We start from the raw sequence: 15764 nt of genomic DNA, 5'->3' as shown, positions 1-15764 counted from the left end.
AGGAACGCATGCACAGCACCCAGATCATTGCCATTCGACACGGGGAGACCGATTGGAATCTTGCCGCACGCATCCAGGGACATACCGATATACCGCTGAACGCCACCGGCGAGCGTCAGGCCCGGCAACTGGCCCAGGCGCTGGCCGAGACCCCGCTGGCCCATATCTACAGCAGTGATCTGCAGCGCGCGCTGCGCACCGCCCAGGCGCTGGCGCTGGCCAATGGCGCGCCGCTCGCCACCCACAGTGCCTTGCGCGAGCGCAGCTTTGGCGACTATGAAGGCTCCCGCTTTGCCGACATCGAGGTGTCAGACCCGCCCTCGGCCCTGCGCTGGCGCAAGCGTGACCCGGTCTTTGCCCCGCCCCAGGGCGAGTCACTGCAGACGCTGCAGGCGCGCGTATCCCAAGTGGTGGCCGAACTGGCCGCCAACCACCTGGGCCAGCAGATCGCGCTGGTAGCCCATGGCGGCGTGCTTGACTGCCTCTACCGCCTGGCCACGCGCCAAGACATCCAGGCCCCCCGCACCTGGGAGTTGGCCAATACCAGCGTCAACCGCCTGCTGTGGACGCCGGACAGCGGCCTGACCCTGGTGGGCTGGGGCGACACCAGCCACCTGCAGACCATCGGGCTGGACGAAACCATCTAACAGCGGCGGTCAGCGGCCCTCCTTCCAGTAGTCAGCCTCGTTCAGCCTGTTCTCTCCACTTTTTGTGACTTTTTTGCATCAGCCCCGTGGCGCCGCCTGGGCCGTGCAGGGCGCCGTCTGCCCGCCCCACCAATGTCGCCCTGGGCCCGCTGCGATGACACAAACAAATGAAATGCAATGCCTCATAGAGCCGATAAAATACCAAGGTATGTCAGCGTTCACTCCGACCCCTCGCGATCAAGTGACATTTAATTACTTTTAGAATTCACTAATTGCTTGATCATTATTGATAGTAGTGAGACCATCTATAGACGAGTTCAATGACTCCTCTGTTTGATTACTAAAAAGGTATTGACCGTTATATGCCAGACGCCGAGCTGACCCGAAAACCCCTGCCGACGCCGTCGCTGCGCCAGCTCAGCTGCTTCAAGGAAGTGGCCACGCACCGCAGCTTCAGCCGTGCCGCGCAGGCGCTGTCCATGAGCCAGCCCGCACTGTCTTCGGCCATCCGTGAGCTGGAGACGCTGCTGGGCACCGCCTTGTTTGACCGCAGCACGCACCATGTCCGCCTGACATCGGCCGGCGAAGCCGTGCGTCCGCAGGTGGAATGGATGATCAACAACTTTGTGCAAGGCGTGCAGGATCTGCAGCAGTTGCTCAAATACCAGGCCGACACCGTGCGCATCAGCTGCATCCCCTCCACCACCCACCTGCTGGCGCCGTGGCTCGCCCTCTGGCAGCAGTCCCACCCGATGGTGGACCTGCAGCTGCACGACATGCGCAATGACGACCTGCTGGCCTCGGTGGCCAACGGCAGCTCGGACATCGGCCTGGGCCTGGAGTTCACCGTGCCCCCGTCGGTGGAGACGCAGTTCGTGACCGAGGACGAGGTCATGGCCGTCATCCCCGCCAAGCACCGCCTGGCACAAAAGACCGATCTGCGATGGTCGGACCTCAGCGATGAACCGCTGGTCGTGCTCTCGCGCGGCAGCACCTACGAGATGATTGTCTCGGTGCTGGAGCAGCAAGGCGTGGGCACCAGCCACACCGAGACGCTGAGCTATACCGAATCGCTCTACGCGCTGGTGCAAAGCGGCCTGCGCATCGGTCTGCTCTCGCGCCTGTACACACAGGGCCACCACAGCGATGACTGGGTGACCGTGCCGCTCAAAGGCCCGTTGCTGTCGCGCCGCATCTGCCTGATGACGCGCGCGGCCAATGGCAGCCGCCGCGCCATCGTGCAGGAATGCTGGGACTACCTGTGCGAGAACATGGGCAACGAATCGCCGCCCACCAAGCGCGCCGCCAAGGCCGCTTGAATGGGAGCCAAGCGGGGGGCCACGCGCACCTGTCTGGCACCAAACTCTCAAGCCCCAGCGATGGGGCTTTACGTTTTACACCAATGCCGCCTGCCCAGGCCCGCCGCCCACCAGGCCCAAGTGGCGGTAGGCCGCCTGGGTGGCCATCCGGCCGCGCGGCGTGCGCTGCAAAAATCCCTGTTGGATCAGGTACGGCTCGATCACATCCTCGATCGTGCCGGGCTCCTCGCCAATGCTGGCGGCAATATTGTCCAGCCCCACCGGCCCGCCATCAAAGCGGTGCACCACCGCCTCGAGCAGCTTGCGGTCCATGATGTCAAAGCCGAGGGGATCGACATCCAGCATCGCCAGCGCGCGGCTGGCCATCTCCTGCGTGATGCGGCCATTGCCTTTGACATCGGCGTAATCGCGCACCCGGCGCAGCAAGCGGTTGGCAATACGGGGCGTGCCGCGTGAGCGGCGTGCAATCTCCAGCCCGCCTTCATCATCGATGGGCGTGTTCAACAGACCTGCACTGCGCATCACGATCTTGGTCAGCTCTTCGGTCGTGTAGAACTCCAGGCGCGCGACGATGCCAAAGCGGTCGCGCAGCGGGTTGGTGAGCATGCCCGCGCGCGTGGTGGCCCCCACCAGCGTGAAGGGCTGCAAATCCAGCTTGATGGACCTTGCCGCCGGGCCCTCGCCGATCATGATGTCGATTTGGTAGTCCTCCAGCGCCGGGTAGAGGATTTCCTCGACCACCGGCGAGAGGCGGTGGATCTCGTCGATGAAGAGCACATCGTTGCGCTCCAGATTGGTCAGCAGTGCCGCCAGGTCCTTGGGCTTTTCCAGCACCGGACCGCTGGTCTGGCGCAGATTCACGCCCAACTCCGAGGCGATGATGTGCGAGAGCGTCGTTTTGCCCAGCCCGGGGGGACCAAACAGCAGCACATGGTCCAGAGCCTCGCTGCGCTTTTTGGCCGCGCCAATGAAGATCTCCAGCTGCTCGCGCGCCTTGACCTGGCCCACATACTCCTGGAGCTGCTTGGGGCGCAGCGCGCGCTCGAGCACCTCCTCCTGTGGCGAGGACTGGCTGGCGGAAATCACGCGGTTGTCAGGACGGGGGACTGGCGCAGCGGCGAAGGAATCGGTATGGATAGTCATGGATCAGTGCAGGCATGGCCAGGGAGGTGTGCAGCGCATCCCGGGGATCTCTAAGGCGCATCCCACACATAATAAGCCAGTCCGTCATACAAAAGCCCCGCATTGGCCAGCCAGGCATCGCGCGCCTGGACTTGCAGGCTGTAGTGGTGCACCCCCGGCACATACTGGTAGGCTCGGTAGACGGCGCCCACCCCGTCACCGGGCTGCGCGGGCGACCACCAGGCAATGCCGTCGTAGTTCCAGCTGGGGTGGTAGGTCTGCACAAACTGCCGCTCGGCATCGCTGGCCGTGTAGAAATGGGCGACGACCTCGGGGTTGAAATAGCGGTGGACGGGCACCAGGCGGGCATGTGCGCGGCCTGCGGCATAGAATGCAATGCCGTCAAAGACCAGGTCGTTGGGGAAGCTCGCGATCACATGGTCACGCTCAGGGGCTGATAGGGTATAGAACTCCCCGCCCGAGCGCAGCACCAGGAAGCGGTAGACGGGCATGTGCATATCGCTGTTCATCGCCTTGTCGGCCCCCAGCCAAGCCGCAAAGCTGGCGATGGCCTGGTCCAGCCGGCCATAGACGACGCGGCCATCCTTGGCGGCACACCACTGGTCTCCCCCGGTCAAGGTCCCGGCGACACGCCCCCTGAAAAACAATGCCGATCCGCTGGAGCCTCCTTCGATCCCTCCTAGGCTCCAGATGACCCGGTAAAAACCACCATCAGATTGCGTTTGCGACGCACAATCCAAGGCGCGGCTGCTGGCATCGACCGAGCAGGCTGTGCGATCTTCCAACACGCCAGAGGCGAGCATCATCAGGTCCCCGTGCGGATGGTGCAGACCGGCCACCGCCCCGCCCGGAGGCAGTGCGCCCGCATCCCAGCCTGCAAACAAGGCTCCCGGCGGAGGCGCCTCATCCAGCAGCAGCAGCGTCATATCAGTCGCCATGCTCGTTGCCAGCCAGCGCGCCGCACTGAAGCGCTCCGCATGGCCGGCATACAGTTGCGCGCTGTCGCAATACTGCGAGTAGTAAAACCAGGACGTTTGCAACGTCGATGCCGTCGCTTGGTCTTTCACACAATGCGCAGCCGTCAACACATAGGGGGTGAGATCCTGGCTAGGGTTATTGAGGAGGGTTCCGGTGCACTGGAAAGTGCGGCCCTGGCTCACATAGAACATGCGAATGACGGCATCACGCTGGTCCAGCAAGGTCTGCTGACAATTCACATCCAGCTGGCAAGCGTTATAACGGCGCTTTTCAGACAATGCAGCCATGTCCGCCGCCTTCATGGGCTCCGCCACACTGGGCGGCACGACGATCTGCGAGAGCTGGGGCATGGACCATTGCAGACTGCTGGTCGCCAGCGCTGCGGGCAGCAGGATCTCCAGCACGGGCGTGGGCCCCACATCGGGCGTCCACCAGGTGCGCTGGCCCGTCTGCGCATCGGCAGCCAGGCGCTCAAGCAGTGCAGCACCGGTCACTTCGTAGCTGGCAGCGGCTTGAGGCGATGCATAGAGCCGGAACACCGCCATCGGCGGCAAGGCAGCAAACTCCAGGCCCAGGCGCAGTCCATAGGCATCGTCCGCCCGCCATTGCAAGGCGGCCACCTGCTGGCCCGAGGGCAGGGTCTGCCATTGCAACAGAGGGGCCACTTTGTCGACAGTGTCCATGGCCTCCAAAGCGCGCGCTACGCCAATCTGGCGGACGCCGCCCTCATCGGGGGCCAGTGCCTTGCTGTCCTGCCAGGGCGGCAGCACGATGGGCACAACAGCCATCGCCGAGAGCGCCACCGCGTCCTTGGCCTCCACAGTGCTGGGGCTGGCCGGCATCCTGCGTGCATCGACCTGCCAACTGGCCTGGGCCCAACCACAGCTGCCAGCCACGATGAGCGTGGTGACCCAACGCAGCCCATCACCACCAAGCGCCGAACTCCAGCTGGACACAGTGCGACAAGACATGATGGACTCCTCGCGGTTGCAACAAGAAAAGCGCCGCCGATCAACACAAACTACTGACCGGATACAGGCAATCTAGAGCAAGCACTCACATCAAGCAAGCTTATCGACTAGTACAAATACAAAACATTGGTTAACTGGGCAAAGAAAAGGGCCTGCGAACAGGCCCTGCGAGGGCGGCGGCTGTGCGGCTGCCGATCCGGCTGTGAGCGATCAGTTGCCCAGCCAGTGCGAGGCACCGTCTGCAAAAAACTTGTCAAAGCGGCCGTAGTAGCTCAGGCCCCGTGGCGCCTGGCAGCGGCTGGAGCCGCCATACAAGGTGCCAATGACCCGGCCATCATTGAACAGCGCCGATCCGCTGCTGCCGCCCTCGGTCCTCCCCTGGCTCCAGCTGACGCTGTAGAAGCCACCGTTCGCATCTCCCCCGCTGCAGCTGAAGGTGGAGCTGCCGGTGGACTGGCAGCGGGCATGGTTCGCTACGGCGCCCACGCTGTACTTGAGCAGGTCGCCACCGGGATGGTGCAGGCCGTAGATGGCGTGGCCCTTCGGGGCCAGGTTGCTGGCATCCCAGCCTGCATAGCTCACCCCCGCCGGAGGCATGTCATTGAGCCGGAGCAATGCGGAGTCCGTGGTGGCCGTGGCGTGCAGCAAGGTGGCACCTGCACTGCGCCGGGCGCTTTGGGCACTCGGCACGCCGGAATTGCAACTGCTGGCGTGGTAGAACCAGCGGGTCTGCAGCGTCGAGGCTACCGATTGGGTAGAGATACAGTGGTTGGCCGTCAGAAAGTAAGGCACAAAATCCGCCTTGGGGTTGTTCAGCAAGGTGCCGGTGCACAGGTAGGACTGGCCGTTCTCCCGGGTGTAGACCATTTGGGCCACGGCATTGCGCTCGCTCTGGTAGTTGCTGGTGCAGGACACATTCATGCGGCAACTCTCCAGCGGATTGGCTTGGGTAGTTCCTGCCAGGTCCATGTCAGCCGCTCCCACGGCGGCCGCTTCCACGGTGGCCGCTTCCACATCGGTGGGCAGGGACAGGTTGTAGAAGATGTGCGAAACCAGGGGGATCGAGATGCGCAATGCCTCCGCAGGCATCCCTGCGGGCAGCACGACTTCAACGGTGGTGTCACCCGCACCCACATCGGGCGTCCACCAGGTGCTGGCAGGCGCGCCGCTCTCTCCTGCGCCCTGGTTCTGCGCCAGCACTGCATTGATCTGCGCGCCGCTGCGCTCGACGATCGCATCGGGATGCTCCTGGCTGTAGATACGCAGCAGCGCATCATCGGGCAGGCGCTCCACCAGCACACCGGCACGCAGGCCATAGGCACCCGTCGCCTGGATATTGATGGCGGCCACCTGCTGCCCACTGGGCAGCGCCGTCCACTGCATGGCCAACTGGGTTTGCGCCACCGATGCGGTGGCATCCACGGCGCGTGCGGCGCCAATCTGCAGCGCCGGGCCACTCGTCTCCTCGGCAGCCAAAGACTGTTGCATTTCCAGCTCGGGCAGCACCACAAAATGTGTTTGCACCCGAGTGCCTAAAGGCACGGGCACCAGAGGGGAAGATTTGGTGGCTGACTCCGGCAATACCACCGGGTCCAGGATATAGGTCGTAGGCTGGGCCACTACCATGCCGGTGGTCCATAACAGACCGAACACTGCATATTTTAGGTATCTCATGATGGATTCACTCCAAGTCAAAATGCTATTTAAAAGCCTGCAAATCACCAAATTGCGGTTTGCATTTTTATTTTGAAGATAATCAAGTGAGCAGCCACCTGCAAAAGTAAAGCACATATCGACCGGTAACATCGAGAATGCGATGAATCTCTCCCACACCCTCTACGCCAGATGCCCACAAAAAGAAACTCATCCACTAGTTTTATTTATTATTTCTTTCATTAGATATTAATAAAATCCAGACCCCATTCATTTTGCACAGCAAGCCAAAGAATGCCTATATTTACTCGCTTTCTGACAAAGTGAGTGGTGTTATTAAAATCCTTTTATAAAAGCCGGCAATTTACAAATCCGCTATCGTGCAGCAGCTCAGGTTTCCTAAGCAGAACATCGCATACCGGGAATACAAAGTGAACCTGCGTTGGTATTTATGAATTCCAGACATCGGGACACTTTCCGGTATCGGAGCGATGACCCAGCACTGCAGCAGGGCGGTGGCCGGAACCCACTCCCCCAGACGTAAAAAAACCTGCCGTTTGACGGGCAGGTTTGTCAGCGCTGGAAGGACTGCGGCACAAAAGCCGCAATCAGCGGTGCACCGGTCAGCTGGCCAGCCAGCTCCAGATGCGGTCGCTGAACACCTTGTCAAAACGGCCGTAGTAGTCGGACGCATTGGGCGCCAGGCAGCTAGCGCCGCCGCCGTAGAGGTTGCCGACCACGCGGCCATTGCGGAACAGCGACGAGCCGCTGCTGCCGCCTTCGGTCGTGCCCTGGCTCCAACGCACGCTGTAGAAGCCGCTGTTCGAGTCACCGGTGCTGCAGGTGATGGAAGTGCCACTGCCTGCGGTGCAGTTCATATAGCCCACGACCGCGCCCACGCTGTACTTGAGCAGGTTGCCGCCAGGGTGGTGCAGGCCATAGACCGCATCGCCCACTTGGCCGGCGGTGCGCGCATCCCAGCCTGCCAAGGTCACGCCCACAGGAGGCATTTCGTTGAGCTTGAGCAGCGCCGAATCGGTGTTGCTGGTGGCGTAGAGCAAGGTCGCGCCGGCACTGCGCAGTGCAGCATTGGCGCCAGGTACGCCGGAGTTGCAGCTGCTCGAGCGGTAGAACCAGGACGTCTGCATCGACGAGGCCGAGGACTGGGTCGAGATGCAGTGGTTGCCCGTCAGGAAGTACGGTGCAAAGTCACCCTTGGTGTTGTTCAGCAAGGTGCCGGTACACAGGTAGGACTTGCCGTCCGAGCGGGTGAACACCATGCGCGCCACCGCATTGCGCTCGGTTTGGTAGTTGGTAGTACAAGAGGCATCCAGGTTGCAGGAAGCCGAAGTGTCGGCCTTGGCCGCGTCTGCCAGCTCGGCCTCGGTGGGCAGCGACAGGTTCTGGTAGATGTGCGAGACCACAGGGATCGAGATGCGCAGGGCATCGGCGCCGGTACCGGCTGGCAGCACCACTTCGAGCGTGGTGTCGCCAGCGCCTACATCGGGCGTCCACCAGGTGTTGGCGGCCGCACCGGTCTCACCCGCCTTGCGGTTTTGCGCCAGCAACGCATTCACCTCAGCACCGCTGCGCTCGACGATCGCATTGGGGTGCTCCTGGCTGTAGACGCGTAGCTGCGCGCCATCGGGCAGGCTGTCCACCAGCACGCCAGCACGCAAGCCATAGGCGCCGGTCGATTGGATGTTGATGGCCGCGACCTGCTGGCCATTGGCCAGCGTGCTCCACTGCAGCGCCGCCTGCGTCTGCCCCACCGTGCTGGTGGCCGCCACCGCGCGCTGCGTGCCAATCTGCTGGGCCGGGCCGTTGTCGCTGTCCACGGTCTTTTCCGCCTCCAGCTCGGGCAGCACGACAAAGCGGGTCTGCACCGCAGCGCCCAAGGACACAGGCGCCACTGCGGCCGATTTGATGGCCGATGCGGGCAGCACGACCGAGTCCAGCACATAGGCCGTGGGCTGGGTCACATTGCCGTTGTCGTCGTCGGAACCTGAGCCGCCGCCGCAGCCCGCCAAAGCCAGGGCCGCAGCCACGCCGGTGGTCCACAACAGACCGGGCACTGCATACTTGGGATATTTCATGGATTCGTCCACTCCGTGTTGGTTGGTATAGATGGTGATACCCGGTCGGGCTGCTGCCCGGCCGCCTCTGCGCGGGCTATTTTGCCAGCGCTTTCAGCGCCTGCTTGATACCGTCGGTTACGCTGATGTCGGCAGGTAACAGTTTCAGAGCGGCAGCTGCGTCCTTGTCGCTGTAACCCAGGGCCACCAGCGCTTGCAAAATGTCGACCTGGGCATCGCTGGTGGCAGCGGTTCTGGCACCCATGTCTGCGCCCAGCTTGCCTTTGAGCTCCAGCAGCAGGCGCTCGGCGGTCTTCTTGCCGATGCCCGGCACCTTCACCAGGCGCCCTGCCTCCTGCAAGGACACGGCCTGCGCCAGATCGCTCACGCCCATGCCGCTCAGGATGGACAGCGCCGTACGCGGGCCCACGCCGGTGATCTTGATCAGCTCGCGGAAAGTCTGGCGCTCTTCGGCCGTGCCAAACCCGTACAGCAGCTGCGCATCCTCCCGCACGATAAACTGCGTCAGCAGCGTGATGGTGTCGCCCACGGCAGGCAGGTTGTAGAAGGTGCTCATGGGCACCTGCACCTCATAGCCCACACCATGGCAATCCACCAGTACTTCGGGTGGGTTCTTTTCCACCAGGGTTCCGCTCAATCGGCCTATCATTTGTATCTTTCCTTGTAGCTTGTGTGCGGCCGCCCTGTGTGCGTCGCTTGCCGCCTGCAAGCATACTGAATTTTTCACTGGAATTTACCGCGTGATCCTGCGCCACACCTTTACGCCCCACAACAACAACCGCATTGCCAATTTGTGCGGACCGGCCGACGCGCATCTGCGCCAGATCGAGAACCATCTGGGCGTCAAGATTGCCCACCGCCACGAACAGTTCAAGATCGACGGCCCCAAGGCCGTGGCCAACGACGCGCTGGAGCTGCTCGAGGCGCTGTACGAGATGGCCGATACGCCCATCAGCGAAGACCAGATCCAGCTGATGATGGCCGGCGACAGCGAGCTGATGGCCGCGCCCGAGGACGCCATCGTGCTGAACACGCGCCGCGCCGACCTGCGCGCGCGCACGCCCAACCAGGCCGGCTACCTGGAGAACATCGCCGCGCACGACATCACCTTTGGCATTGGCCCGGCCGGCACCGGCAAGACCTACCTGGCCGTGGCCTGCGCCGTCGATGCGCTCGAGCGCAGCCAGGTGCAGCGCATTGTGCTGACCCGCCCGGCGGTCGAAGCCGGCGAACGCCTGGGCTTTCTGCCCGGCGATCTGTCGCAAAAGGTCGACCCCTATCTGCGCCCGCTCTACGACGCACTCTACGACCTGATGGGCTACGACAAGGTGCAAAAGGCCTTTGAGCGCAATGCCATCGAGATCGCGCCACTGGCCTTCATGCGCGGCCGCACGCTCAACAACGCCTTCATCATCCTCGACGAAGCCCAGAACACCACGCCTGAGCAGATGAAGATGTTCCTCACCCGCATCGGTTTTGGCGCCAAGGCCGTGGTAACCGGCGACGTGAGCCAGATCGACCTGCCCAAGGGCCAGCTGAGCGGCCTGATCGACGCCGAGCGCGTGCTCAAGCGCGTCAAGGGCATTGCGGTCAACCGCTTTACCAGCGCCGATGTGGTGCGCCACCCGCTGGTGGCGCGCATTGTTGACGCTTACGACAAGCAGCGCCGCCCCGCGCGCGAAGACTGAGCCCCGCCCGCACACCCCCACCTGTGCCACCCCGCCGATAAAAACCATATGGCATTGAACCAACTCACGCTCTCGCTGCAATTTGCCCGTTTTGACGGCGTGGCCGAGCACCGTGCCGCCCTGCCCCGCAGCCAGGTGACGCGCTGGATTCGCCACGCGCTGGCCGATGACGCCGAAATCACCGTGCGCATTGTCGATACCGAAGAAGGCCAGGCACTCAACCGCGAGTACCGGCACAAGGACTACGCCACCAATGTGCTGACCTTTGACTACCAGCAGGAGCCCACCGTGCTGGCCGACCTGGTGCTGTGCGCGCCCGTGGTGGCGCGTGAAGCCCAGGAGCAGAACAAGTCGCTGCAGGAGCACTATGCCCACCTGCTGGTGCATGGCACTTTGCACGCCCAGGGCTGGGACCATGAAACCAGCGAGCAGGATGCCCAGGAGATGGAAGCCTACGAGACGGCCATCCTGCAAGAGCTGGGCTTTGCCGACCCATACCAGAAGTAAGGCACGGGGCCCGCAGCCCGCCCATTGGGCGCGCCCGCCTCAAGGCAATGATGACTTTTGAGCGACTAATCGAGCCGCTTCTTTGCGCCATTACTACCTAGAATCCTTCTCATAAAGGCCGTGCTGGCTGCGGCACCCCGCAACCGCCGGCGCATAACAGGAGGAGACATGCTCGACACCGCCATCTTGCTGGCCGCTGCCCTGGTGGCCGGCGCGCTCAATGCCGTCGCCGGAGGCGGCAGCTTTCTGACCCTGCCTGCGCTGGTGTTTACCGGTGTGCCGCCGGTCGTTGCCAATGCCACCGGCACGGTCGCGCTGCTGCCGGGCTATGCGGCTGGCGCCTGGGGTTTCAAGGACGATATGCAGGCCCCGCCCGGCCTGTCGATGAAGGCGGTGATGCTGCTCGCGCTCGTCGGCGGCGCAGCGGGGGCTGCCCTGCTGCTGGTCACGCCCGAGGCGGCCTTCCGCAAGATCGTGCCCTGGCTGCTGCTGGCAGCGACTGCCATGTTTGCCTTTGGCCCGCAGCTGCGCCAGTGGGCCATGGGCGCGCAGCACGGCGCCACGCCCTCACGCGGCAAGGCCGCGCTGGGCATGCTGGCGGTTTCTGTTTATGGCGGCTACTTCAATGGCGGCCTGGGCATCTTGCTGCTCGCACTGCTGGGCTTGCTGGGCCAGACCAACCTGCATGCGATGAATGGCACCAAGAACCTGGTCTCCGCACTGCTGACCGCCATTGCCGTCGCCATCTATGCCGCTGGCGGCGTCGTGCAGTGGCAGCCCGCCTTGCTGATGATGGTCGCTGCCACCTTGGGCGGCTACCTGGGCGCCCGGGTGGCGCGCAAGATTGCGCCGCAGTGGTTGCGTGCCGGCATTGTGCTGACGGGTTTGGTGATGGCGGTGCTGTTTTTCTTGAAAGCCTAGTTGGGGGCGCCCAGCTGGCCGTGCCTAGCCGGGGGCGCCTAGCCGGGGGCGCCTAGCTGGCCGTACCTAGCCGGCTGCACCTAGCCGGCCGCACCTGTCCTCGGCGCCTTGATCACCTCGATCAGCGCATCCAGCGCCGCCGAGCGGCTTTGCGGGTGCCAGACAAAGGCACCGGCGGTCAGCGCCGTCTGGCCATGGTTGCTGTGCAGCGGCACATAGCGCACACCGGCCATGCCGGCCCGCTGCATGCACGAGGGCACCAGCGCCACGCCCTGGCCAATGGCAACCAGCGAAATAACGGCCAGCCACTGGCGCACCGCGTGGCTGGTGCGCGGGTGGATGCCAGCGTTGTGCAGGCAGGCGATCACATTGTCGTAATTGGCCGGGCTGACATCGCGCACAAACATCACAAAGCGCTCATGGGCCAGGCTGCGCAAATCCAGGCTGGCTTGCTGCGCCTGGGGGTGGTTTTCCGGCAGGCAGCAAACGAGGGTATCGGGCGCCAGCGGCCAGAGCGCCAGCCCCGGCGCGGGCGTGATGATGTTGACAAAACCGCCTTGGAGCTGGCCGCGCAGAATGGCCGCCTGCTGCTCGGTGGTGGACATCTCATGCAAGGTGATGTCGATATCGGGCCGCTGCTGGGCAAAGGCCTGCATCACATGGGGCAGGTCGCGGTAGATCATCGAGCCGGTCACGCCAATGTCCAGCTGGCCCTGGCGCCCCTGGGCCACATTGCGCGCCACGTCCGCTGCGCGCTGTATCTGGCTGAGCACCTGGCGCGCCTCGATCAAAAAGGCGGCGCCGGCATCGGTCAGCCGCACCTGCTTGGCATCGCGCTCGAGCAGCCGCACACCCAAATCTTCTTCGAGCGATTTGATGGCCACCGACAGCGGAGGCTGGGTAATGGCCAGGCGCTGGGCGGCGCGGCCAAAATGCAGCTCCTCGGCCAGCACCACAAAATAACGCAGCAAATGGGTCTTCATCTGCGTATCATGCCCCAGCCAGTGCGGGCTGGCCGCACGGCGAGGGGCATGGCCCGGCAGCGCACTGCGCATGGCGCCGCCTAGTAGGACTTGGGCAGGCCCAGCACCTTCTCTGCGATAAAGCACAGAATCAGTTGCGGGCTCACCGGCGCCAGGCGCGGAATCCAGCTCTCGCGCATCAGCCGCTCGACATGGAACTCCTTGGCGTAACCCATGCCGCCATGGGTGAAGATGGCCGTCTCGCAGGCCTTGAAGCCCGCCTCCGCCCCCAGGAACTTGGCCGCATTGGCCTCGGCCGCGCAAGGCTGGTGGCGGTCATACAGCCAGGCCGCCTTCATCGCCAGCAAAAAGGCCGCTTCCAGCTCCATCCAGCGCTCGGCCAGCGGGTGCTGGATGCCCTGGTTCTGCCCAATCGGGCGGTTGAACACCTCGCGCTCGCGGGCGTACTGCGTGGCGCGGCCCAGCGCCGCACGGCCCAGGCCAATCGCTTCGCAGGCAATCAGAATGCGCTCGGGGTTCATGCCATGCAGGATGTATTCAAAGCCCCGGTTCTCCTCGCCAATGCGGTCCTCTACCGGGATGCGCAGCCCATCGATGAACAGCTGGTTGGTGTCCACGCATTTGCGGCCCATCTTGGCGATCTCATGCACCTCGATCTTGCTGCGGTCAAAGTCAGTGTAGAACAGCGACAGGCCTTCGGTGCCCTTGCATTCCTCCACCGGCTTGGTGCGCGCCAGCAGCAAGATCTTGCTGGCCTGCTGCGCAGTCGAGATGAAGACCTTCTGCCCATGCACCACATAGTGGTCGCCATCGCGCACCGCGCGGGTCTTGAGCTTGAGCGTGTTCAGCCCCGTGTTGGGCTCGGTCACGCCAAAGCAGGCCTTGTCCTTGCCGGCAATCAGTGGCGGCAGCATGCGTGCCTTTTGTTCTTCGGTGCCATAGACCACCACCGGGTGCAGGCCAAAGATGTTCATGTGCACCGCAGACGCGCCCGACAGGCCCGCGCCGGTGGCCGAGATCGTGTGCATCATCAAGGCCGCCTCGGTGATGCCCAGGCCGGCCCCGCCATAGGCCTCGGGCATCGCAATGCCCAGCCAGCCGGCATCGGCCAGCGCGCGGTAAAAATCTTCAGGAAAAGCGCCATCGTTGTCACGGGCATGCCAGTAGTCGGCATCAAACGGCGCGCAGACTTTCTCGATGGCATCGATGATCTGTTGCTGCTCTTCGGTCAGGGCGAAATCCATGGTGTTGCGGTCCTCAATACTCAATCAGTGGCGCGGTGCCGTGCACGGCGCAGGGTCACATCGCCGCTCAGGCCGGCCGGCGCACCCGCTCTGGGTTCTCGCCATAAGGCGGGCTGTAGATCACCAGCAGCTTGGCCGGCGTATCGCTGGTGGTCTGGAAGATATGCATCTTGTCGGCCGGAAAAAAGCAGGTATCGCCCGGCAGCATCTCAAAGCTTTCGCCCTCCACCTCCACATGGGCCGTGCCCTCCAGCAGGTAGCAGGCCTGCTCCATGCCGGGGTGGGCATGGGGCAGCGCGCCCCCGCCCTTGGCAATCTCGCCGAGCACCACTTCCATGTGCTGGGCGCCCACATTGGCCTGGCTCACCAGGCGGCGGTTGATGGTTCCGGTATGGTTGGCCGGGCTGTAAGCCTCTACCTCGGAGGCTCGGATCAGGTAGCGCGAAGTCATCGTGGAGCAGTCATTCTGTAAGGGTTAACAAAGACGTCGGGGGCAGAGCCCAGACCTATTGCGCCGGGATATCGGCCTGTTTGACCAGGCGCCCCCAGTACGCCAGCTGCTCGCTCACATACTGCGCAAACTCCTGCGGCGTCTTCGTGGGCCAGACTTCAAAACCGATCTGCTCGAGCTGCTTTTGCACCGCCTCATCGGCCAGCACGGCCTGCAAGGCGCCATTGATCTTGTTGACCACCTCCGGGGGCGTGCCCGCTGGCGCAAAAATGCCGTTCCAGGAGGTGATGTCAAAGCCGGGCAAGGTCTTGCCGATGGGCGGCACATTGGGCAGGATCTTGCTGCCCTTGGCGGCGGTCACAGCCAGGGTGCGCACCCGGTCGGTCTTGAGCATGCTCCAGCCCGAGCCCAGGTCCACCACATACATCTGCACCTGGTTGCCCATCAGGTCGGTCAGCGCCTGCGGGCTGGATTTGTAGGGAACGCCGACGATATCGGTCTTGGACAGAAAACGCAGCGTCTCGGACGCCACCAGCGACGTGCTGTTCGGTGTCGCGTACGAAAGTTTGCCTGGGTTGGCCTTGGCGTAGTCGATCAGCGCCTGCACAGAATCGGCCGGCACGGAAGGGTGCACCGCCAGCGCAAACGGCAGCTCGCCCACGCGGGCGATCGGCGTGAAATCCTTGATCGGGTCGTACTTCAGGCTTTTGACCAGCCAGGGGTTGGCCGAATGCGAGGTGTTGGTGGTCATGAACAAGGTGTAGCCATCGGGCTTGGCCTTCGCCACCAGGCCGGCCGCAATCTGCGCATTGGCGCCTGCGCGGTTGTCCACAATCACCGGCTGCTGCAGGCGCTCGCCCAGCTTCTGGCCCACCGCCCGGGCCACCGCATCGGTGCCGCTGCCTGCGGCAAAGGGCACGATCATCGTGATCGGTGCATTCGGGTAGTTGCCCTGCGCTGTGCTGGCATAAGCAGTGCTTGTTACGGTGGCTATCGCGGTCAGGGCCAGCGTGGCCCACCATTGGCGTCGTTGCATGCTTTTGTCTCCTTTTTTAGTGAAACCTCTATGGGTCCGTAGCTGGCATGGTGCAGCTGTCAACGATTCGCGTCCAATGTTTTATGTGGATGGTTTGATATACAAATCGAATTCTTAAACGCAGGCA

The 15764-nt window shown here is 63.4% G+C and carries 14 protein-coding genes; 5 read left to right on the top strand and 9 right to left on the bottom strand.

Annotated features, from left to right (window positions below; genetic code table 11):
• Positions 1-8: 8 nt before the first annotated feature.
• Together N4T19_RS19185 and N4T19_RS19180 are read left to right on the top strand one after the other, a co-directional pair.
• Positions 9-647: a histidine phosphatase family protein gene (locus tag N4T19_RS19185; RefSeq protein WP_116926670.1), complete on the top strand. Its 639-nt coding sequence runs from the start codon at positions 9-11 to the stop codon at positions 645-647.
• A 362-nt stretch (positions 648-1009) separates the two neighbouring features.
• The gene (locus N4T19_RS19180; RefSeq protein WP_116926671.1) at positions 1010-1966 is read left to right on the top strand and encodes a LysR family transcriptional regulator; all 957 of its coding nucleotides are present in this window, start codon (positions 1010-1012) and stop codon (positions 1964-1966) included.
• Between the two features lie 75 nt (positions 1967-2041).
• Here N4T19_RS19180 and ruvB read toward each other — a convergent pair whose 3' ends face one another.
• The 5 genes from ruvB to ruvA all read right to left on the bottom strand — a co-directional run bounded on the left by ruvB (position 2042) and on the right by ruvA (position 9456).
• Positions 2042-3109 carry a Holliday junction branch migration DNA helicase RuvB gene (gene ruvB, locus N4T19_RS19175; RefSeq protein WP_116926672.1) on the bottom strand — a complete coding sequence of 356 codons (1068 nt, stop codon included), beginning with the start codon at positions 3107-3109 and terminating at the stop codon, positions 2042-2044.
• Positions 3110-3159: 50 nt separating this feature from the next.
• Complete coding sequence (locus tag N4T19_RS19170; protein WP_260718783.1) at positions 3160-5058, bottom strand: trypsin-like peptidase domain-containing protein; 1899 nt, start codon at positions 5056-5058, stop codon at positions 3160-3162.
• Positions 5059-5268: 210 nt separating this feature from the next.
• Positions 5269-6732: a trypsin-like serine peptidase gene (locus N4T19_RS19165; protein WP_260718782.1), complete on the bottom strand. Its 1464-nt coding sequence runs from the start codon at positions 6730-6732 to the stop codon at positions 5269-5271.
• A 602-nt stretch (positions 6733-7334) separates the two neighbouring features.
• Positions 7335-8807 (bottom strand): trypsin-like serine peptidase, encoded by a 1473-nt coding sequence (locus tag N4T19_RS19160; RefSeq protein ID WP_260718781.1) that lies wholly within the window; start codon positions 8805-8807, stop codon positions 7335-7337.
• Between the two features lie 76 nt (positions 8808-8883).
• Positions 8884-9456, bottom strand: coding sequence for a Holliday junction branch migration protein RuvA (ruvA, locus tag N4T19_RS19155; RefSeq protein ID WP_116926676.1), 573 nt, complete (start codon positions 9454-9456; stop codon positions 8884-8886).
• A gap of 91 nt (positions 9457-9547) precedes the next feature.
• Between ruvA and N4T19_RS19150 the strand changes: the two genes are divergently transcribed.
• The 3 genes from N4T19_RS19150 (at position 9548) to N4T19_RS19140 (ending at position 11923) form a co-directional block, all read left to right on the top strand.
• Positions 9548-10495, top strand: a complete 948-nt coding sequence (locus N4T19_RS19150; RefSeq protein ID WP_116926677.1) for a PhoH family protein — start codon at positions 9548-9550, stop codon at positions 10493-10495.
• A 48-nt stretch (positions 10496-10543) separates the two neighbouring features.
• Entirely contained in the window at positions 10544-11002 is a 459-nt protein-coding gene (ybeY, locus tag N4T19_RS19145) for an rRNA maturation RNase YbeY (protein WP_116926678.1), read from the top strand.
• A 168-nt stretch (positions 11003-11170) separates the two neighbouring features.
• Positions 11171-11923 (top strand): sulfite exporter TauE/SafE family protein, encoded by a 753-nt coding sequence (locus N4T19_RS19140; protein ID WP_116926679.1) that lies wholly within the window; start codon positions 11171-11173, stop codon positions 11921-11923.
• An 80-nt stretch (positions 11924-12003) separates the two neighbouring features.
• Here N4T19_RS19140 and N4T19_RS19135 read toward each other — a convergent pair whose 3' ends face one another.
• The 4 genes from N4T19_RS19135 to N4T19_RS19120 form a co-directional block, all read right to left on the bottom strand.
• On the bottom strand, positions 12004-12906 hold the full coding sequence (locus tag N4T19_RS19135) for a LysR family transcriptional regulator (RefSeq protein WP_182344858.1): 903 nt from the start codon (positions 12904-12906) through the stop codon (positions 12004-12006).
• 80 nt (positions 12907-12986) lie between these two features.
• Positions 12987-14150 carry an acyl-CoA dehydrogenase family protein gene (locus tag N4T19_RS19130; protein WP_027011285.1) on the bottom strand — a complete coding sequence of 388 codons (1164 nt, stop codon included), beginning with the start codon at positions 14148-14150 and terminating at the stop codon, positions 12987-12989.
• 67 nt (positions 14151-14217) lie between these two features.
• Positions 14218-14601, bottom strand: a complete 384-nt coding sequence (locus tag N4T19_RS19125) for a cupin domain-containing protein (protein ID WP_116926680.1) — start codon at positions 14599-14601, stop codon at positions 14218-14220.
• A gap of 55 nt (positions 14602-14656) precedes the next feature.
• Complete coding sequence (locus tag N4T19_RS19120) at positions 14657-15637, bottom strand: Bug family tripartite tricarboxylate transporter substrate binding protein (protein ID WP_182344857.1); 981 nt, start codon at positions 15635-15637, stop codon at positions 14657-14659.
• Positions 15638-15764: the final 127 nt, after the last annotated feature.

Origin of the sequence: Comamonas squillarum, from assembly GCF_025309455.1 — a bacterium.
Classification (GTDB): Bacteria; Pseudomonadota; Gammaproteobacteria; order Burkholderiales; family Burkholderiaceae_C; genus Comamonas; species Comamonas squillarum.
Note: the sequence above shows the minus strand (reverse complement) of the source record. Positions and strands in the feature narration are given on the sequence as shown.